Below are 22,677 nucleotides of genomic sequence, written 5' to 3' on the forward strand. Positions count from 1 at the left end.
ATTATAGATGTTATTACTAAATATTTTATTATAGTGGGGTGTGAAATTATGAATTTTAATAAAAATCTAAGAAAATACGCAACTCTTGCAGTTCGCACAGGCATAAATATTCAACCTGGGCAAACTTTAGTTATAAATTCTCCTGTAGAATGTTTAGACTTTACAAGGCTTGCTGTAGAAGAAGCTTATAAAGCTGGGGCAAAAGAAGTTGTAGTTCATTGGAATGATGAAATAACTACAAAATATAAATATCTCTACTCTCCTTTAGAAATTTTTGAAACTCTACCTGACTGGTCAAGAGACTCACTTATATATTATGCTAGATTAGGTGCTGCTTTTTTAAGTATTTCAGCTTCTGATCCAGAACTTTTAAAAGGAATTGATACTAAAAAAATTAAGGCTAATCAAAAATCTAGAAGCATAGCCCTTAGTGAATTTCAAACAAGACTTATGTCTAACAAAAATGTTTGGTCTGTAGTTTCTATTCCTACAAAAGCATGGTCTAAAAAAATCTTTTCAGAACTTAATGATGAAGATGCAGTAAATAGATTATGGAACGAAATTTTTAAAATAGTTAGAATAGACAAAGAAGATCCAGTAGCTGCTTGGAATGAACATAAAAAAAATCTTAAAGAAAAAATGAATTATCTAAATAATAAAAACTTAAAAGAACTTCACTTTAAAAATTCACTTGGTACAGATTTTCATCTTGAGCTTGCTACAGATGCTATTTGGGTAGGCGGAGCTGACTATTCTGAAGAAGGTATTGAATTTATTGCTAATATGCCAACAGAAGAGGTATTTTCTATGCCAAAGAAAACTGGTGTTAATGGTATAGTACATAGTTCTAAACCACTTAACTATGCTGGAAATATTATAGATAATTTTTCAATAACCTTTAAAGATGGTAAAGTAGTTGATTTTACAGCTGAAAATGGCTATGAAAGCTTAAAGAGTTTAATAGAAACTGACGAAGGATCTCATTATCTTGGTGAAGTTGCCTTAGTTCCATTTGATTCACCAATTTCAAACTCTAATATAATATTCTTTAATACATTATATGATGAAAACGCATCTTGCCACTTAGCACTTGGTAAAGCTTATTCTGGTTGTGTTAAAAACGGTGATAACTTAAGTGAAGAAGAGCTCGCTAATAAAGGAGCAAATGATTCCTTAACACATGTAGACTTTATGATTGGAACTTCTGATTTATCTATAACAGCTATAGATTTTGACGGGAATAATCATCACATTTTTAGAGACGGTAATTGGGCATTTTAAATCTTTAATATATTAATACCCAGATAATTGTATACAATAATAAGCACTTAATTATTCAAGATTTTCTTTTTTAAAAAACAGTCTTGAATTTTAAGTGCCTTTTTATAAACTAACTATAAAATAAACTTAAACTAATTATCTAATATCAATTTTTTCTACTATATTTAATTACAACAAGCAATCTCCTCGTTTTTATTACAAAAATCTGTCATTCTACTATCACTAAGTTTTGGGTTTTCTGTTTTATACCACTTATAAGCTCTTTCTATTCCCCTTTCTAAGGTTATTTTAGGAGTTCTTAGTCCATGGTCTTTTAGTTTCTCTATACTAAGCATAACATTAGCATCTGCAAATGGGAAATAACTTCTAACATCAATAGTTTTATCCTTTATCTTGCTTATTTCCCCATTCTTAAATATAGCATTTTTTATAACATCTATATATTCTTCAATGTTGTAACTTTCCTCATTAGATAAATTATATACTTCACCAATTGCCTTATCTAAATTAATTGAACTTATAAATGCTTTAGTTAAATCTTCTATGTGTATAAATTGAATCTTATTATTAGATTCAGGTATTGGTATAACTCTGCCTTCTTCTAAGCATTTAAATATATATGCTTCTCTAAACTTATTGTTCCCTTCTCCATATATATAAGAAGGTCTAAATATAGTTATAGGAAATCCATCCCTATTATAAAGCTCTACAAGATAATTTTCAGCTTCTTTTTTATCTAATCCATATTTTCCAAACTTATCATTTTCTACTTTTTCTGATTCTTCAGTCAAAGGAGTATTTTTTTCAATATAAACTGAAGCTGAACTACAATAAACATATCTTTTAATTTTTGATTTATTTAAAGCTCCTATAAGTATTTGAATGTCACTTTTAGTGTATCCATTTATATCAAAAACATAATCATATTCTGTTCCATATAGAAGCTCTGTAAGTTTATTTTTATCATGCCTGTCACAAATTAAATGTCTTGCATAACCTGTATAATCTATACTTTCCTTACCTCTAGTTAATATATGAACTTCATAATCAAGTTCTATTAACTTTTTAGCAATACTTTCACTTACAAATTTACTTCCACCCATCACTAAAACTTTCATAATACATTCCCCCTTGTAAAAAATGGAGTTACCTCATAAACTAATTTTACCATAGTAGTTAATATTAACATCATTTTTGTAATATTTTTAACCTAATATTTACATAAAAATAAAGTAGCTCTAAATTTTTCTAGAGCTACTTTATTTTAAACCACTTCATTCTTAAAAATATACTTCCTAGGTACAAACTCTAAAGGATTTTCGCCTAAAATAGCAACACCTTCCCTTAAATATTCCATCTCATATTCTACCCAAAAGTCCTTAATATAAGTTTCATCCTTAAATTCTATTGTTCCCATAAAAGCACCACCTTTTAAATTTAACACTTTCTCGAGGTTTTTATTGTCATATTTCTTGTTTTACACTCAATTTGTTAATACTTTGATAAATATCTATATCTTATTATAACATATAGATAATCATCTGCAATGCTTTTGCAAAAACTTATTTTTATAAAAAACTAAAAATTTCTTCTAACAAATATTACAATTAATTCACTATCCTATAATATAGCTTGAGGAAATCTTAAACTTTTTTGTAACTACTCTAATAATAAAGTTTTATATTCTTTATATGGCACAAAGCCCAGCTTAGTAGCAAGCTTACATGATACCTTATTCATAGCATCCCAATGAGGACTCAGACCATTTTCTAGACAATATAAAATAAGCGCAGCACCTGCTAAAGTTGCATAACCATTTCTTCTATAGCTTGGATTAGTATCTATTTCTATCTCTATTCTATCTTTAAATCTAGAAACTGATGATGCTCCTGAAACTACCTTTAATCCATCTATTACTACAAAACCTATACCATTTTTTACAAATCCTTCACATGAATTAAAATTAGCAACTAAATCTCTTGACCATCTATCCCTTAATAATCTTTTTACAAGACTTTCATTAATTCTTTCTATCTTACAATTATTATCTTTGTTTCTTAATATATCTTTAAGAATTTCTTTATTTAATTTACTATTATCAAATACAATTCTTTTGTTTATATTACCTTCTCCACCATTAGAAAGTATAAATTCATACCATTTTTCATTAGAAGATATAATCTCAGCATGAGGTGTCATATATTCTAAATACTCTCTAGCGTCCTCACTTATTTCTCCTTCAATGATGAAAAAGTCTGATAATTTTATAAATACGTTTAACAACTTATCTTTATAGCTATAGAATACCTCTCCTACGTCTCCATATAAAACTGTTTCAATTATAATATAAGCTGGGTTTTCTTTAACTAATTTCTTTATTTCTTCAAATATATTCATTTCAATATCCTTGGCTTTCAACTCACTCCCCCCTTTATTATTAATTCTTAAATATACCTTTATTTAATATTATTTATATTCATTTTAACATATACTTATTTTTTCCAATATTATTGATTCTAGAAAAATACTTTTCTCTTATTTATAAAAAATATTTTTTATATAACTTATTAAATATAATTAGTTACTTCAAAACACTAATATAACTTAATTTACAATTATAAATTTTATCATATTAAAAATATCGGATAATAAGTATTTATATTATACATATTATCCGACTTTATTAGAGTTTATTTCAACCATTTTTTTGTATTTCTAATAATAACTAAATCTCTTTTCTACCCTTTCTAATAATTTTGTAAGTACAAATATTATTAGAAGATATATTATACCTGTTTCAACTAAAGGAATTAACGATGCTTCTCTATTTGATGCTATTTTTCCAACCCTTAAAAGCTCATCAAGTCCAACTACATATACAAGAGCAGTATCTTTAACTAAAGTTATAACTTCATTCGCCATAGCTGGAATTATGCACTTAACAGCTTGTGGAAATATTATACAAATGAATATCTTAGATTTTGAAAGTCCTAATACTTGTCCTGCTTCCTCTTGCCCCTTATCAATAGATTCTATTCCTGCTCTAAATATTTCACCAAAATATGCTGCATAATTTAAAGCAAATGCTATTATAACAGCCTCAAATCTATCAAAAGTTATACCTATAATAGGTAGTCCAAAAAATATAAAAACCAATTGAAGCAAAAGAGGAGTTCCTCTCATTATTAATATATAAATATTAGTGATTTTATTCACTATAAATACAGTAGATAGACGTCCCATAGCTACTAAAATACCAAGTGGAATTGATATCGCTAATGTTATCAAAAACACTTCTAATGTAACTTTTAGTCCATCTAATAACTGTGGTGCTAAATTTATTATTTCCTTCATTATAAATCACCCCTCCTTAGCTTTTAATTAGTGTCATCATATATTATTTATAGTAATACTCTCATTTATCAATAATATTTTCCTATTTTACTATATTATCTCCAAACCATTTTTCAGATATTTTCTTAGCTTCACCATTTGCTTTCATTTCATCTAAAGCTTTATTTAAATTATTTAATAATTCTTTATCAGATTTACGAACTCCTATTCCATAACTTTCACTTCCAAAGTTTTCTGAAAGTATTGAATACTTTTCAACACCTCTTTGCTTTATATAATATTTTGCAAGTATCTCATCAGCTACTACAGCATCAATCCTCCCTGCTTCTAGATCCATTAAAGCTTCATTATTTGTATCAAACAAGACAGGTTTTCTATCTTTCAAATTCTTTATTATATCTTCCTGTTTATTAAGCGCTTCTAATGAGCTTGACGAATTTTGGACTCCAACTTTAGCATTACTTAAATCTTTCTTAGTTTTAATTTTGGAATTTTTAAGAGTTATAATAATTTGTTTATTATCTAAATATGGATTTGTAAATGTAACTTTCTCTTTTCTTTCATCAGTTATACTATACCCATTCCATATAAGATCTATATTTTTATTATTAAGCTCTGTTTCCTTCATATTCCAATCTATAGGTTGGAACTTAACCTTTTTATCAATTTTATTTAAAGCCTCTTTTGCCAAATCTACATCGAAGCCTACTATTTCTCCCTTATCATCTTTATATCCCATAGGAACAAAAGTATCATCTAATCCTATTACAATTGTATCTTTTTCTTCATTTAATGATTTTTTATTTTCCTTACATCCTAAAATACCAAATACTAAGCCACTAACTAAAACCCCGATACATAGAGTCTTTAAAATATTATTTTTCATAAACTACACCCCTTATTAACTTTATCTATTTACTACTTTATCACACTAAAGTATAGATGTCAATAAATACTATTATTTCTTTTTCAAAATTTTTAATATAAACTATTACATTAAAAGCATATAAATTCATCTATAGTTAAACATATAAAAAAGATAGTTCAGCTAAAATGCTAAACTATCCTTTTATATGTTCATGATTTTTTAAATGTTCACTACAATATTCATATTCACCTTCACAACTAGAACAATATCTAAACTCCATATCTGGATCATCATTTTCAGTCATGCCACACACTTGACATCTATGTCTTGTTCCAATCCGTGTAATCTCTCCAGTAAATTTCTTTTTAGTTTTCTTTTGCACTTTAACTTGTTTTTTGACTTTGGTAGCTTTAAATAAATATCTCCAAAAGAATAGTAAAAAGTTAACTAATGATAATATTATTAAAACTTTTATATCTATATTGCCAAAAACAAAGTCTCTAAGTAAAAATAAAACATCTATTATTGCCATGTATTTCATTTTTATCGGTAAAATACCAAACCATAAAAGTTCATAGTCTGGATAAAGGCAAGCAAAAGCTAAAAATAAAGATAAATTTAAATATAAAGTTTCTCCATATCCAGTTAAAAAGCAACCTACAATAATTCCCAAAATTCCAATTAAGTAATAAATATTAAATTTAAAACTTCCCCAAGTATTCTCTAATGCATTACCTATCATATAATATAAATATAAAGCAAATATTAAAAATATAGGTTGCATAGTTGGAGGTATAAATATAAATGTTATAAGTCTCCAAACCTCACCTTGCATTATAAAAGCTTTATTTAAAGATAATTTGGCAATCACACTTACCCTAGGAGAAAACATTTGCATAGCAAATACTACTGCATTCATTATTATAATATATTTCATTAAATTTCTTATTGCATATTTTCCAAACTTTTTTTCTAACTTATCTAGTAAACTCAAATTTTAGTCACTCTCCTTAATAATACGTTATGAAGTTAATTATACAACATTTTAGAAAATTTAACCATACCTTAATAAAAAGCTATATAATAAAACTAACCGTCTTACTAATTTTATTATATGTTTTGTTTTTGTTTTTTATTTTTATACTCATTTACGAGTATTTCATTTAATATATTATATGTTAATTATAACAAATAATATATTAAATGAAATACTGATTCTTATAAAATTGGTTCATTAGCTTATGTTAGAAAATTTCTAGTATAAATTAAACTTAAAACCCTATAATATATTCTGTTTTTAAAATTAATCTCAAAATTAAAATTGACACAAAGAAGAAATAATTTTTATTTCATTCCTGTGTCAATTAATAATTTTTAAAAAGGTACTGTTAAATCACCTGTAAATATTTCACTTTCTCCTGAAATTTTCTTTTTATTATCTAAAAATTGAAATTCTTCTACAATAACACTTGTAGAATACCGTTTATGACCTTGTTCATCTATTAATGAGCTTACATCTAGTCTTCCATTTACACCTAACTTGCTTCCCTTACTTATATATCGACATAATATTTCTGCTTGTTTTCCAAATGCCACTATATTTATGAAAGTAGTTTTTTCTTCTTTAGTTTTTGTCCTTAAAGAATGGATAGCTAAATTAAAATTAGTATATATGGATTCACTAGCTTTACTTTTCTTTAGTTCTAAATCTTTAGTTACAATACCTATTAATGTTACTTTATTCATATTTATCACTCCTTAACTTAGTTTTCTAAATTATTGACTATATTTTAATAATCTAAACATAAGTTCGGAGTTTTTATCAAACTTTTCTTTTTACTAAATATTTTTCACCTTATTTCTGCATGTTTTTCATAATGTGCAATTTCTTTAATAGAATTATAATCATCTACAAATACCACTTTGGGTCTATGATCTATAGCCTTATCATAGTCTATATCACAATATGCCATTATAATTACTTTATCACCCTTTTGAACACATCTTGCAGCTGCACCATTTAAACATATTACTCCACTATCTTTCTCGCCTTGAATCACATAAGTTTCTAATCTTTTTCCATTATCAATATCAACTATTTGAACTTTCTCATATTCAATTATACCAGCTTTATCCATTAATTCTTTATCAATTGTTATACTTCCTACATAATTAAGATTAGCCTCAGTCACAGTTGCCCTATGGATTTTTGATTTTAACATAACTATCCTCATTTAAATACCTCCAAAATTTTAATAATATACTAATTTATTTTTTATAATATCGATTTCGTTAGAAATAATAATTATTAAATACTATTCTTTATAACTATCTTATATAAAAGATTCTTCTAGCATATATTCTTAATTTACAACTTACACATTTTGTAATTATACATTTTACTTTTTATAAATTAATCAAATAAATTATCTAGATCATCTTGTGAAATATCAACACCGTCAAAATCTGATGGTGTAAATTCTTTACAATCTCTTTTCTTGCAGTATTCAACAAACTCTTCAATATTTTTCACATATTTATCTGCAAAATCCTTTATTGTTTTTTCTTTAAATTTATTTTTACTATAAGTAATATTTATATTTAATTTTTCATTCAAAATCAGTGAATTTATATCTAATAAAGAAGTTAAATGATTATTAGGTCCTATATCTTGTCCACTATTAATAAATGATATTGTAAATTTATTATTTTTTAATATATTATCAAAGTCTCCTAAATAATTAAATCTTACTAACTTTAGGTTAGTATTATTAAATTCTTTTTTTAAATATTTAATAATACTATAATTAAATCCTTTTTTTGGTACAACTCTTATTTGCTCTTTTAAATTTTTAATTTTATAATTTAACTCTTCATTTTCTATATATAAATACAAAGGATACATACTTGTAAACCAACCAACTGTCCTACTGATATCTATAGAATCATCTATTATTTCTCTACCATGTCGTTCTAACTCAATTAACATCTCTCTCTCATTACTTATATTATTAATAGTTATAGCTAACATAATAATTAAAATTTCATTTACATCTATTCCATAAATATCATACGCTTGTTTAATAACTTCTTTAGTTAACTGTGAATCAATAACTATATCAACAGTTTGAGAAGTCCTTATACTATCTATTCCCTTATCAAAATCTATAGGAAAACTTATTTTCTTTTCTAATATCTTATTCCAATATATTTTTTCTTCATAAAAATCGTTTTTACTATATTCATACAATTTATCAGCCCATTCTTGGTAAGAGCTTGTCTTTGAGGGTAATATTAATCTACTATTACTTTCAAAGCTAATTAAACAATTAATGAAATCTTCTACCAATATTCTCCAAGAAACACCATCCACCAATAAGTGATGCGCTGTTAATAAAATTAATTGTTTTTTATTTTCAATATCAAATATACTTACCTTAAACAAATAATCTTTTTCAAAATTCAAACTTGATTTTTGAAGATATCCTAATTCTATAAGCTTTTGATTTCTTTTATTTTCATCAATATCTGTTAAATCATAAATATTGACCCCAACTTTTTTACCTACATTTTCATTTTTGTAAAATAATTGATTGGTATTTTTATTATAACCTAACCTTAATACATCATGATGTTCAACAATTTTTTTAATTGCTTTTTCAATATTATCTAACTTATTTGTGTTTAAAGATTCTATCATTACAGATTGATTATAATGATTTTTTTCATTAAATTCTTGTGAAAAAAACCATTCAATCACAGGAGTTTTCCTTATATTACCTTCAGAAAGTTTTTGATCATAAACTAACATTTTATTATTGTTCTTGATAGTTGATGCTATTTCATAAACATTATCCTTTGATAATATATCTTTAACTTTTATATCTAAACCTTTATTTTTAAGTTTTGAAGAAAGTTGAATTGCTTTTATTGAGTCCCCTCCTAATTGATAAAAATTGTCTTTTATACTTATATGACTAATTCCTAAAACTTCCTTCATAGAACTTATTAACTGTTTTTCATACTCATTTTTAAATGGTATAACTTCTTTCTCTACAATATTATCCATTGGAAGCATATTATAATTTATCTTCCCATTTGATGTTAATGGAAATTCTTTTACATATATAAATCTATTAGGCAGCATATATTCAGGAACATAATTTGAAAGCCAAGCTTTAAGTTCTTTATATGGTATTTCCTTTTCACTTATTATATATGCAAATAATAATTTATTATCATTATTATCTTTTCTCTCAATTACTATCACATTTTTTATTAAATTATGCTCCAATAAAGCTTTTTCAATCTCTTCAAGTTCAATTCTATGGCCCCTTATTTTTACTTGATTATCAATTCTCCCCACATATTCTATACACTCATCATTTAAATACTTAGCTAAATCCCCTGTTTTATACATCTTTTTCCCAGAAATAAATGGATTATTAATAAATTTCTCTTGACTCAATTCATCTTTATTTAAATATCCTGTAGCCACCCCATCACCAGATATATATATTTCTCCAACAATTCCTGTTGAAACTAAACTTAACTGCTTATTTAAAATATAAATTTGAGTATTATCAATAGGGCTCCCGATTGGTACAGTGGACCCTTTATTATCTTTTTCATCATATTTATATATCATACATCCAACAGTTGCTTCAGTTGGTCCGTATTCATTAATTATTTCAATTTTGTTATTAAAGCTTTTTTGAATTGCTTTACATAAGTTTCTTTTTAGAACTTCACCTCCAACTATAAACCTTTTCACCCTAGAATTTGTATTATCAATATCTTTTATAAGAGTTAAGTGAGACGGTGTGAGCTTAATTATTGTAACCTTATTCTCCTCCAATATTCTATATAAAACAAATTCATCTTCACTACCTTCATAAATAATTATTGAGTGTCCCGAAATCAACGGCGTGAAGATAGATGTAATAGTTAAATCAAATGATATAGATGAATATAGAGCAAATACTTCATTATCATCTTTTATATACATTTTATTTGCCCAATAAATATAATTTACTAAATTCTTGTGTTTAATCATAACTCCTTTAGGTTTCCCAGTTGATCCTGAAGTATATATAATATAAGCCAAACTATTCACATCTTCTTCTATGTTTAAATTAGATATTCTATCATTACAAAATAGATGACATTTTAAATTATATACTTCTCCTTTGAAGTCATATTGAATTTCTGACTCTAAATTAGTTAATACTAACTTGGCATTTGAATCATTTAACATATAATTTATTCTATCAATTGGATATTTAGGTTCTATAGGCAAGTAAGTTGCTCCTGTTTTCAAAACTGCTAAAATAAATATTATTAATTCCACTGAATGATTTGCTATTATTGCTACTACATTACCTTTGAAAATTCCATATTTGTGTAACCCCCATGCAACTTGATTTGCTTTTTCATTTAACTCTTTATAAGTTAATTTTTCATTATTAAATATTATTGCTACATTATTTGGTGTTTTTTCAACCTGTTCTTGAATTAGTCGATAGATTGTTTTATTTCTAGGATAAATAGTTTTTGTTAGATTAAATTTATTTATTTTATTAAAATATTCCAATTCATCATACAAATTTATGTCTTTAACTTTCACATTTTTATTATTTATAATTTGATTTATAATGTTCATATAATACTTATAAATATATGATATTTCCTCTTCGCTATACTCATCTACTTTATAATCTATACTTAAAACTATATTATCATTTTCAAATTCTTTGACCACTAGTTGGATTGAATAATTTTGATTCCCATTATAATATTCCTTCACTTCAACAGGAATACCATTGATATCATTAATAAAGGTTCCATTATAATAATTTAAAGACATTTTAAATAAGCTATCATATCCTTTTTTAGTTAATTCTAAATCTTTAATTAAAAGATCGTAAGGATACTTTTGATTTAAAAAACATAACTTTAATTCTGATGACACATAAGATAATAACTCTTCTATAGAAGAGTTATTATCAATAACTAATTTAACTGGCATTGTACTAGTATACATTCCTACTGTATTTCTATCATTTCTATCCAATCTATTAAATACCGGGTTTCCTATAACAATTTCTTTTTTTTCTGTTGTTTTATTTAAATAAATAGCCATTGCAGCTACAAAAAAGGTATTCATCGATACTTTTCTTTCATTTAAAAAACTTCTCATTTTTTTTGTAATACCACTATTTATAACAAAGTTCTTTCTATCTCCTTGTACTTTAGTAGAACTTTTATATAAACTTTCTTCTTGCAAACTACTAAATTTTTCATTCCAAAAACTTTTATTTCTTAAAAATCTACTTGAACCTAGATATTTCTTCTCTTTTTCAACATAATCAATATACGAATATTTCTTGGAATTTAATATATCCTCACAATTTATTAAGGCTTTATATATTTCACAAATTTCCTTTTGAATAATACTTATAGCCCAACCATCTGCAACTATATGATTAATATTTAATAAAATACCACACTCTTGTTTTGATATTCTATACATTGCAAAATAATATAGATTATTTCCATTTAATCTAAAAGGTTTCTCAAATACATTTTTGACCCATTTTTCAAACTTTAATTTAGCTTTGTCCTGGTCACTAAAATCAAAAAAATCAACTTTCTGATCTTTATATGGTTTTATATATTGATATGGCTTCCCGTTTTTTTCCACAATATTTATTCTTATTCCAGAGTTTCTTTTTATCAGTATTTGAATAGCTTTTTCTAAAATTTCAAAATCAATACTCCCATTTATCTTCAAATAGCCACCAATATTATGCAATTGAGAATTATCATTAATTTTTTCTATATACCAAACTCTCTTTTGTGGATGTGTTAATTCATAATATTTTACTTTATTAGTTTCCATAACTAAAGATTCCTTTCTAAATTAATAGTGAACTCTTCAAAATTATTTCTAATAATTATTTATAACTTTCATTTTTTAATATTATTTTTTGATTACTTATCCTCATACTATTATGAATATAAATGAAATTATTAATAATTTTAACTTATTTTATATTTTATGTCAAATATTATATTAATTTGAAATAAGGGTATTTATATACTCTCACTAATAACGAAATTTTTCGAATTATATTTAATAAATTCATTTTATTTAAAGATTTTTAATATGAAAATTTGGCAAAATTTAAATAAAGAAAGTATTTTTAAAGTTTCTCTTTATTTAAAATCCAAAAAACACTATTAATAATATAAAAAATCACACCAAATTTATTTTAAACTAAAATTTTAACTTAAAATAAATTCGGTGAAAAACTGAAAATATATTTTTCAGTCTTATATTGAAGTATTATACAATTAAATATTTATTTTATATATAACCTATTTTTTTACAATGATCTATCATTCTTTTTATATGAATTTCATCAACTATATCCCATGAAAATCCAACTTTTTTTAGTAAATCATTTGTTCTTTTGCTTGTTATTTCAAAATTGGTTGTTTCTCTACCATCCCCCAAAATATTCAAATTCATTATTATCTTACTTATATTGTATTTAAATGAATTGTTTTCAAAACTTAAATATAATTCATTTAAAAAATCTTCTGTCTTTCTTTTCTTGAAATTAGGCTCATATTTTTGAATAAGTTCACAGACATTTACTAAACTAATTTTATTAGGATTAGATATATGATATACCTGGTTACTTAATTCTATTACATTAAATAATAATGTAATAGCTTTAGCTGTATGATCTATAAAAGAAAAATCATAGTAAAACGCTCCAAATCCTGGATAACTTCCAAATTCAATAAGTGATTTAATAAATTCATAAAAATTATTATCCTCTATATTTTTCTGAAACCTACCACTTGTAGAATCAAACACCAAATTACCTACCCTAAAAATGTTAGTATTAATTCCTTTCTGTCGTGCTTTTAAAATCAATTTTTCTGCCTCAAGCTTACTCTTTATATAATAATTTTTTATTATTTGATTCTCATCAATATCAAATTCTGTAAACAATCTGTATTTACTATTTTCTATATGTCCAGACCCAACACTTAGTGTAGATATATGGTTAAAATCCTTTTTCTTATTTTGATAACAGAACTCTAATAAATTTGATACTGCAAGCACATTAATATCATAAAAGTCTTCATAATTTCCATAATGTTTTACATTTGCAGCAGAATTAAGAACGCAATCTATAGTTTTCGTAAGTCTATTATAATCTAGATAATCTAATCCAAATTCATTCTTGGTTATATCTCCACATAATACATTAATTCTTTGACTATAGTCTCCATAAATTTTTTCATCAAAATAATATTCAAATTTTTCAATTAGCCTTTTTTCAGCCTCTTTATTATCTCTACCTCTTATTATCAAATATATATTACTATTTGATGTTTCAAGGAGGGTTTTCAAAATATATATGCCGAGATACCCTGTAGCTCCAATTAACAAAATGTTTTTATAATATTTTCTTTGTTCTAAATTTATTTTCCTATCTAAAATACACCTTTCATTATATTTTAAATAAGCTTCTTTCCTTAATTCATTAAAATCATAATTATTTAATTTATCTTTTGATACTATAATATCTTTTATTTTTTGTATCTGTTTTTTGAGTTTTCCTTTATTATATGAAATATTCTGTGCAAGATTTTTTATAGTCTGATTTTTGAAAATATCATTTACCTCAACATCAAAATCAGAATTCATCGCAATAGTTAACTGAATTGCCTTTAATGAATTACCTCCAAGTTCAAAGAAATTATCATTTATGCCTATATTACTTACCTTTAAAAATTTACTCCAAATAGCTACTAATTTTTCTTCCATATCGTTTCTTGGCGCTTCATATACTGAACTTGTTAGAATATCATCTTCTGGATTTGGTAATGCCTTCCTATCTATCTTTCCATTTGTATTTAAAGGCATACTTTCTAATTTTATGAAATATGATGGAATCATATACTCTGGAAGACTATTATTTAGAATACTTCTAAACTCACTTACTGTATATCTTCTTTCTCCTACATAATATGCACAAAGAAACTTATTCTCATCATTATCATTAGCTAAAACCGTTACTTCTTTTATACCTTCTATTTCTAATAACCTAGTCTCTATTTCCCCAAGTTCTATTCTAAATCCACGTATTTTAACTTGATGATCTATTCTTCCTAAAAATTCCACATTTCCATCTGGTAGCCATCTTGCTAAATCTCCAGTTTTATATATTCGCTCTCCAATTTTATATGGATTTTCTATAAACTTTTCGCTTGTTAACTCTGGCCTATTTAAATATCCTCTAGCTAATCCATCTCCTGATATACATAACTCACCTGGTACCCCTATAGGTTGCAAATTATTGTTTTTATCCATAATATATACTCTAATATTATTTATTGGTTTTCCTATTGGCACAGTATCATTTAAATTTTTCTCATATCTCCATATAGTTGTACAAATAGTACTTTCTGTAGGACCATAAGCATTTATATATTTTACTTTTTTACATAGTTTATTAACCAATACTTTTTTAACTTCACTTCCAGCAGTTATAACCAATTGAATTTTAGAATCATTTATATCAATTTTATCAGCTATAAATGGGGGCAACGTTAATATATTTAATTCGTTGCGTTTTATATAATTGTTTAAAAGCAACATATTCATTGATACTTCTTTAGGTATAATATGAAGCTCTGCCCCACATAGAATAGCCATGTATAATTCCCATGAGAAAGCATCGAATGCTATACTTGCAAATTGTAATATCTTTTTATCTGAACTTATTTTTAAATCATTTGTGAAAAAATTACTTAAATTTACTATTCCCTCATGTTCAATAATAACACCTTTTGGCTTTCCAGTGGTTCCTGACGTATATACTATATACGCCATGTCATTACTATGATTCAATATCTTAAGATTATTATTATTATTTGAATTAAATAATTTATCATTATTCAAATTCAATACTTCACATTTTAAACCAGTGATATCAATTGAGCTGTTCTGCTCTAATAATATTTTAACATTACTATCCTTAAGCATATATATTATTCTATCCTTTGGATATTGAATATCTATAGGTAAATATGCTCCTCCCGCCTTTAGTATAGCCATTATTCCTACAACCATTTCAATAGATCGTTCTGGCATTATTCCTACTATAACATCTTGCTCTACACCTTTTTCCCGTAATATTCTTGCTAAAGAATTTGCTTTTTGGTTAAGTTCATTATAAGTTAACTTCTTATCTCCAAATATTACCACTATATTATTTGGAGTTTTTAATACTTGCTCTTCGAATAGTTCCTGTATTGTTTTATTACGCTTGTAATTTACTTTTGTATTATTAAAATTCAATAGAATCTTTTCTGTTTCTTTTTCGCTTATAATTTTTATATCTTTTATTTTTAATCTTCTGTTTATAATTATTTGTGCTACTATAGCTAGATAGCTTTCTTTAAACCTCTCTATCGTCTCTTTTCTATATAATTTAGTTGCATAACATAAATTTAAATATATACAATCATTTATTTCCACAGCTGTCATTGTTATATCAAACTTAGCCGTATTATCCCCTAAATTATATTTCCTAAATTTGAGTTCATCTATTTTTATTAGTCCACTATCCATGTTTTGCATTGTAAATGCAATATCAAACAATGGATTTCTATTTGATTCTCTTTTTACATTCACTTTTTCTACAATATTTTCAAGTTGATAATCCTGATTTTCATATGCACTAAACAATTTATCTTTTATTTTATATAAATAATCTTCATAGGTATCTTCCTCATTAATTGTACTTCTTATTGCTAATGTATTTACAAACATACCTATTATATTTTCGAGATCAGAATGATATCTTCCTGCTATTGGTGTTCCTACAATTATCTCTTCTTGTCCACTATATTTTGATAGAAGTACTTTAAATGCAGAGAGTAAAACCATATACATTGTACTTCCGGATTCTCTTGCTATTTCTCTTAATATTTTAGTCTCTTCTTTTCCTATAGTAAAATCTATACTATCTCCTTTAAAACTTTGAACTAATGGTCTATTATAATCAGTAGGCATATTTAATATTGGTATCTCTCCTTCAAATTCCTTTAACCAATAACTTTCTTGTTTTTTAAATTCCTCCTTTTGTTGAATCTTATTTTGCCATTCACTATAATCTTTATACTGTAATTTTAAACCTTCTAGTTCTTTTCCCCCATATATTTCTCCAAATTCCTTTGTTAATATTCCCATAGAAATTCCATCAGATATTATATGATGCATATCAAATATAAGGATATATCTGTCTTCCTTTAACTCAATTAACCCTACTCTTATTAATGGTGCTTTACTTAAATCAAAGCATTTTATAAAGTCACTTACCTTTTCTCTTATTTCAGATTCATCTTTTACTTCTATTTCCTCAATTTTAAATTTTATAGATTCTATTTTGTGTATTTTTTGTATTATGTCATCATTAATAGTTTTAAAACTTGTTCTTAAAGTTTCATGTCTTTCTATTAATTTTGAGAAAGTTTTGTTTAATTTCTCTATATCAAGCCTTCCTTTTATTTCTATAGCACCTGGAATATTATATGCTGTACTTTCTTTATCAAATTGCTGTAGTACATATATTCTTTTTTGTGCTGAAGATGCTTCATAATATTCTTTTTCCTCTGCTTTTGGTATTTTCTCATAATTTTCTTTATTAGCTAACAAAATATATTTACTTAAACTTTTTATTGTTCCTAGAATAAATATTTCCCTTAACGGAACTTCTACATTTAATTGCTTACTAATTCTACTAACTACTATTGTTGCATTTAAGGAATGTCCTCCAAGATCAAAAAAGTTATCATTTATTCCTATCTTACTTACTCCTAATACATCTTGCCATATTTTTACCAACTTTTCTTCTATCTCATTTTTTGGTTTCTCATATTTTACTTCAATATTAATTTCATCCTTTGGATTTGGCAAAGAGTTTTTATCAACTTTTCCATTTTTAGTTAAAGGAATATTTTCTAAGCTTATAAAATATGATGGTATCATATAATCTGGTAATAGATTTTTTAATTTTTCTCTTAATTTTTCTGCACTATATTCTTTTTCTGCCACATAATATGCACATAAATAATTACTTCCATCCTTATCATTATCTAGTACCACTGCTTCGTTTATTCCATCTATATTTAATAAAGTGCTTTCTATTTCTCCAAGTTCTATTCTAAATCCACGTATTTTAACTTGATTATCCATTCTTCCTAGATATTCTATATTACCATCTGGTAGCCATCTTGCTAAGTCTCCTGTTTTATACATTCGTTGTCCTATTTCATATGGATTCTCTATAAATTTTTCTTCTGTTAGCTTTTTATTCTTTAAATATCCTCTTGCAAGACCTGCTCCACTTATACAAATTTCTCCTATTATTCCTATAGGAACTATTTTGTTCTTCTTATCTACAATATAAATATGAAAATTATTTATTGGTTTACCTATAAATACTGTATTATCATATTCTTTTCTATAATTATATTTGTGCGCTATACATCCAACAGTAGCTTCTGTAGGGCCATATTCATTTATTATTTCTATCTGATTATGAAATATATCACTTATTTTTTTTGATAACTCTTCCTTTAGTTCTTCTCCTCCTACAATGATTTTCTTTATTTTCCTATTAATATTAGGGATTTCTTTTAATAAACTTAAATGCGCAGGTGTTGCTTTTATAACTGCCTCTTTATTGGATTGAAATACTTTTTTCATTAATACATTAATATCTTTTTCTTCATATATTACTATTTTATTTCCACTTATTAAAGGAGCGAAAATAGATGTTATAGTCAAATCAAATGCTATTGAAGTATATAGTGGCATATATACATCTTGTTCATTTAAATAATGTTCTTTTGCATATAAAGCATAATTTATTAATGCTTTATTTTCTATCATAACGCCTTTAGGTTTTCCAGTAGTTCCTGATGTATATATTAAATATGCCAAATTACTTCCATTAGCAGTTTTATTTAGATTAGTTCCATCTCCCTTATACAGTTTTTCATCGTCTAAATCATATATAAGAGCTTCACATTTTATTTTCTCTTTAAATTTATTTTGTATTAATATAATTTTTGCTTTACTATTATTTAATATATATTCTATCCTATTTTCTGGATAGTATGGATCTATAGGCAAATATGCTCCTCCAGCCTTTATTACTGCCATTATTCCTACTATCATGTTTAGAGAATGTTCTGATATTATTCCTACAATATCATCTGGACCAATACCTTTTTTTCTTAAAATTCTAGCTAATGAATTAGCTTTTTCGTTGAATTCTTTATAAGTTATTTCATTTTCTTCAAATACAGCCACAATATTATTTGGATTCTTATTTACTTCTTCTTCAAATAATTCATTTATTGTTTTATTTTCTGGATAATCTGATACTGTCTTATTGAATTCTATCAATAACTTATTCTTTTCATCTTGATCTAAAAGATTTATATCATCAATTTTAACTTCTATATTTCTCAATATTTCTTTTATTACATTTATGAAATGTTTTGCCATTCTTTCCATAGTTTCATGTTTATATAAACTAGTTGCATAACTTAAAGTAAAGTAAATTTTACTCATTCCTTCAACTGCATTTATTGTTATATCAAACTTTTCCACATCATTTTTTTGTTCATATGGTCTAAATATTAAATTCTCTATCTCTACGTTAGATTCTTCCATATTCTGAAGTACAAACATAACGTCAAATAATGGATTTCTACTTAAATCTCTTACTACTTCTAACTTGTCAACCAGATCCTCAAACTGATAATCTTGATTTTCATAAGCCATCAGAGCTTTTTCTTTTATGACTTTTAAATAATCTTTAAAACTTAATTTAGCATTTATATTGTTTCTTATAACTAACGTATTTACAAACATACCTATTATATTTTCTAAGTCTCTATGCTTTCTTCCTGCTATTGGAGTACCAACTATTATCTCTTCTTGTCCACTATATTTTGATAGTAATATATTTACACTTGCTAATAAAACCATATACATAGTAGTTCCGGTTTCCTTAGCTAAATTTCTTAAACGTCTCGTCATTTCTTTATTTAAAGTAAATTTTATACTACTTCCTTTAAAATTCTTGATTTTAGGTCTTTTATAATCTGTTGGTAAATTTAATACTGGTATTGCTTCTCTAAATTCATTAAGCCAATATTCTTCCTGTCTTCTAAATTCTTCACTTCTTCTTTTCTTTAATTGCCATTCAGAATAGTCCTTATATTGTATCTTTAATTTTTCTAATTCCTTTCCTGAATATATAGCTCCAAATTCTTTTGTTAAAATCCTCATAGATATACCATCTGAGATTATATGATGCATATCAAATACAAGTATATGCCTATCTTTTTTTATCTTGATTAATCCTATTCTTAATAATGGTGCCTTATCTAATTTGAAAGGTTGTATAAATTTATTTATTTGATCTTTTATTTCAGCTTCATCTTCTGCTTTTATTTCTTCTATTTTAAATTCTATTGATTTCATTTTGTGTATTTTCTGTATTATATTGTCATCAATAGTTTCGAAACTTGTTCTTAAAGTCTCATGTCTTTCTATTAATTTCAAGAAGGTTTTATTTAGCCTTTCTAAATCAAGACTTCCTTGTATTTCTATAACTCCTGGAATATTATATGCTGTGCTTTCTTTATCAAGTTCTTGTAACATATAAACCCGTTTTTGTGCTGAAGATGCTTCATAATACTCTTTTTCTTCTACTTTACCTATTTTTTCATATTCTTTTCTGCTAGTAACTGATATATATTCACTAAGTCCTTTTATATTTTCACAATCAAAGATCACTTTTAATGGTACTTCTACTTCTAGTTCTTTATTGATTCTACCTACTAATATTGTTGCTTTTAATGAGTGTCCTCCAAGCTCAAAGAAATTATCATTTATTCCTATATTATTTACACCTAATACTTCTTCCCATATCTTTACCAAAGCTTCTTCTGTTTCATTTCTTGCTGCTTCATATACTGATCCTGTTACAATATCTATATCTGGACTTGGTAATACATTTCTATCTATCTTTCCATTTGTATTTAAAGGCATGTTTTCTAGTTTCATAAAATACGAAGGAATCATATACTCAGGAAGATTTTTTTAAAATTATCATTTATTCCTATATTATTTACCCCTAATACTTCTTCCCATATCTTTACCAAAGCTTCTTCTGTTTCATTTCTTGGCGCCTCGTATACTGCACCTGTTACAATATCTATATCTGGATTTGGCAATTCATTTCTAGATATCTTTCCATTTGTATTTAAAGGCATGTTTTCTAGTTTCATAAAATACGAAGGAATCATATACTCAGGAAGATTTTTTTCTAAAACGGTTCTCAGTTCATTTACTGTATAGTTTTTATCTCCTACATAATAAGCACAAAGATATTTATTATCATTCTTTTCTTTGTCTACAACTATTACTTCTTTTATTGCTTCTATTTCTAATAATTTACTTTCTATTTCCCCTAGTTCTATTCTAAAACCACGTATCTTAACTTGATGATCTATTCTCCCTAAAAACTCTATACTTCCATTTGATAACCATCTTGCTAAATCTCCAGTTTTATACATCCTTTCTCCAGGTTTATATGGATTTTCTATAAACTTTTCTGCTGTCAATTTTTCATTATTTAAATATCCTCTAACTACTCCATCTCCAGATATACATAATTCTCCTGCTACACCTATAGGTTGTACATTATTATTTTTATCTACTATATATATCTTAGTGTTTGCTATAGGTTTTCCTATAGTTATTTGCTTATCTTCACTTATCTCTTTTACTGCTGACCAAATTGTAGTTTCTGTTGGCCCATACATATTAAATATTTTTAGATTTGAATATTTTTGCAATTCTTTTAGTAGAGATAATGGTACTGCTTCTCCTCCTACTAATACACTATTTATAACTTTAGAAGATTCTTTAAAACTATTTTCTTCAATTAGTAGTTGCATTCTTGATGGTGTTGCTTGTAATATATCAATATTATTTTTAATTATTATTTGATTTAACAAGATAGCATCTACTTGCTCATTTTCTTTTGCAATCGTAATTGTTAATCCATACGATAGTGGTACTATACTTTCAAGCACAAATATATCAAAGGATACTGTAGTAACACATAACATATTCTTATATGACTTAATATTTATTTCTTTTTCTATTCCATGAATAAAATTATTAACTTGCTTATGCTCTACCATAACTCCCTTAGGCTTTCCTGTTGAACCAGATGTATATATCACATAGGCTAAATCTGAAGATTCATTGACATTTTTTAAATTTCTTAAGTCATTTGAATACGATTCTTTATTATCTAAATATACTTCTTCTCCATTAAACTTAATTTTTTCACTAAACTTACCTTCTGTTAAAAGTACATTAGTTTTACTATCTTCTATCATATATTTTATTCTATCTTCTGGATGGCTTGGATCTATTGGTAAATACGATGCTCCCGATTTTAATATTGCAAATAAACCTACCATCATATCTATTGAACGTTCTAACATTATAGCTACTATACTATTTGGTATGACACCCTTTTTCCTTAATGTTCTTGCTATGCTATTAGCTCTTTCATTTAACTCCCTATAAGTTACTTTTTTATCTCCACATACTATAGCTATATTATCAGGTGTCTTTTTCACTTGCTTTTCAAATAGCTGTTGAATAGTTTTATCACTTTGATAATTAACTGTAGTATTATTAAACTTATTTAGAATTAGCTCTTTTTCTTCTTCATTACTTATCTCTATATTTTTAATTTTAATATTCTTATTAATGATTATTTTGTTAACTAAATTTAAAAAATGATTCTTCATTCTTTCTATAGTTTCTTCTCTATATAGCTTCTTAGAATATCCTAAATTTAAATATATATCATCTTTTCCCTCTATTGCCGTCATTGTTATATCAAATTTAGCTATATTATTTTTAAAATTATAGTTTTTAATTCTTAATCCTTCTAATTCTAATGAGTTCATCTCCATATTCTGCATTATAAACATAACATCAAATAATGGATTTCTACTTGCATCTCTTCTCACGTTTACTTTTT

At 25.5% G+C, this 22,677-nt stretch carries 12 protein-coding genes; 1 reads left to right on the forward strand and 11 read right to left on the reverse strand.

Annotated features, from left to right (window positions below; translation table 11 throughout):
• Positions 1–48 precede the first annotated feature (48 nt).
• A complete protein-coding gene (locus BUB01_RS14740) occupies positions 49–1,281 on the forward strand; it encodes an aminopeptidase (protein ID WP_072989463.1) in 1,233 nt (410 codons plus the stop codon).
• A 164-nt stretch (positions 1,282–1,445) separates the two neighbouring features.
• Here BUB01_RS14740 and BUB01_RS14745 read toward each other — a convergent pair whose 3' ends face one another.
• From BUB01_RS14745 to BUB01_RS14790, 11 genes are all read right to left on the reverse strand, one after another.
• Positions 1,446–2,399, reverse strand: a complete 954-nt coding sequence (locus BUB01_RS14745; RefSeq protein ID WP_072989466.1) for an NAD-dependent epimerase/dehydratase family protein — start codon at positions 2,397–2,399, stop codon at positions 1,446–1,448.
• A 146-nt stretch (positions 2,400–2,545) separates the two neighbouring features.
• A complete protein-coding gene (locus BUB01_RS23270) occupies positions 2,546–2,698 on the reverse strand; it encodes a hypothetical protein (RefSeq protein ID WP_159433259.1) in 153 nt (50 codons plus the stop codon).
• 242 nt (positions 2,699–2,940) lie between these two features.
• Entirely contained in the window at positions 2,941–3,699 is a 759-nt protein-coding gene (locus BUB01_RS14750; RefSeq protein ID WP_072989469.1) for a GNAT family N-acetyltransferase, read from the reverse strand.
• Positions 3,700–3,996: 297 nt separating this feature from the next.
• Entirely contained in the window at positions 3,997–4,635 is a 639-nt protein-coding gene (locus tag BUB01_RS14755) for an amino acid ABC transporter permease (protein WP_072989472.1), read from the reverse strand.
• Between the two features lie 82 nt (positions 4,636–4,717).
• Positions 4,718–5,521, reverse strand: coding sequence for an amino acid ABC transporter substrate-binding protein (locus BUB01_RS14760; RefSeq protein ID WP_072989476.1), 804 nt, complete (start codon positions 5,519–5,521; stop codon positions 4,718–4,720).
• A gap of 175 nt (positions 5,522–5,696) precedes the next feature.
• Positions 5,697–6,497, reverse strand: coding sequence for a rhomboid family intramembrane serine protease (locus tag BUB01_RS14765; RefSeq protein ID WP_072989479.1), 801 nt, complete (start codon positions 6,495–6,497; stop codon positions 5,697–5,699).
• 380 nt (positions 6,498–6,877) lie between these two features.
• The gene (locus BUB01_RS14770) at positions 6,878–7,249 is read right to left on the reverse strand and encodes a single-stranded DNA-binding protein (protein ID WP_072989482.1); all 372 of its coding nucleotides are present in this window, start codon (positions 7,247–7,249) and stop codon (positions 6,878–6,880) included.
• 104 nt (positions 7,250–7,353) lie between these two features.
• Positions 7,354–7,737 carry an aspartate 1-decarboxylase gene (gene panD / locus BUB01_RS14775; protein ID WP_072989486.1) on the reverse strand — a complete coding sequence of 128 codons (384 nt, stop codon included), beginning with the start codon at positions 7,735–7,737 and terminating at the stop codon, positions 7,354–7,356.
• Positions 7,738–7,916: 179 nt separating this feature from the next.
• Positions 7,917–12,404 carry a non-ribosomal peptide synthetase gene (locus BUB01_RS14780; protein ID WP_072989489.1) on the reverse strand — a complete coding sequence of 1,496 codons (4,488 nt, stop codon included), beginning with the start codon at positions 12,402–12,404 and terminating at the stop codon, positions 7,917–7,919.
• Between the two features lie 468 nt (positions 12,405–12,872).
• Positions 12,873–20,675 (reverse strand): non-ribosomal peptide synthetase, encoded by a 7,803-nt coding sequence (locus BUB01_RS14785; protein WP_159433260.1) that lies wholly within the window; start codon positions 20,673–20,675, stop codon positions 12,873–12,875.
• Between the two features lie 14 nt (positions 20,676–20,689).
• On the reverse strand, positions 20,690–22,677 hold a 1,988-nt coding region (locus BUB01_RS14790), incomplete at its 5' end, for a non-ribosomal peptide synthetase (RefSeq protein WP_159433261.1).

The organism is Clostridium cavendishii DSM 21758 (assembly GCF_900141845.1).
Taxonomy (GTDB): Bacteria; Bacillota; Clostridia; order Clostridiales; family Clostridiaceae; genus Clostridium_AG; species Clostridium_AG cavendishii.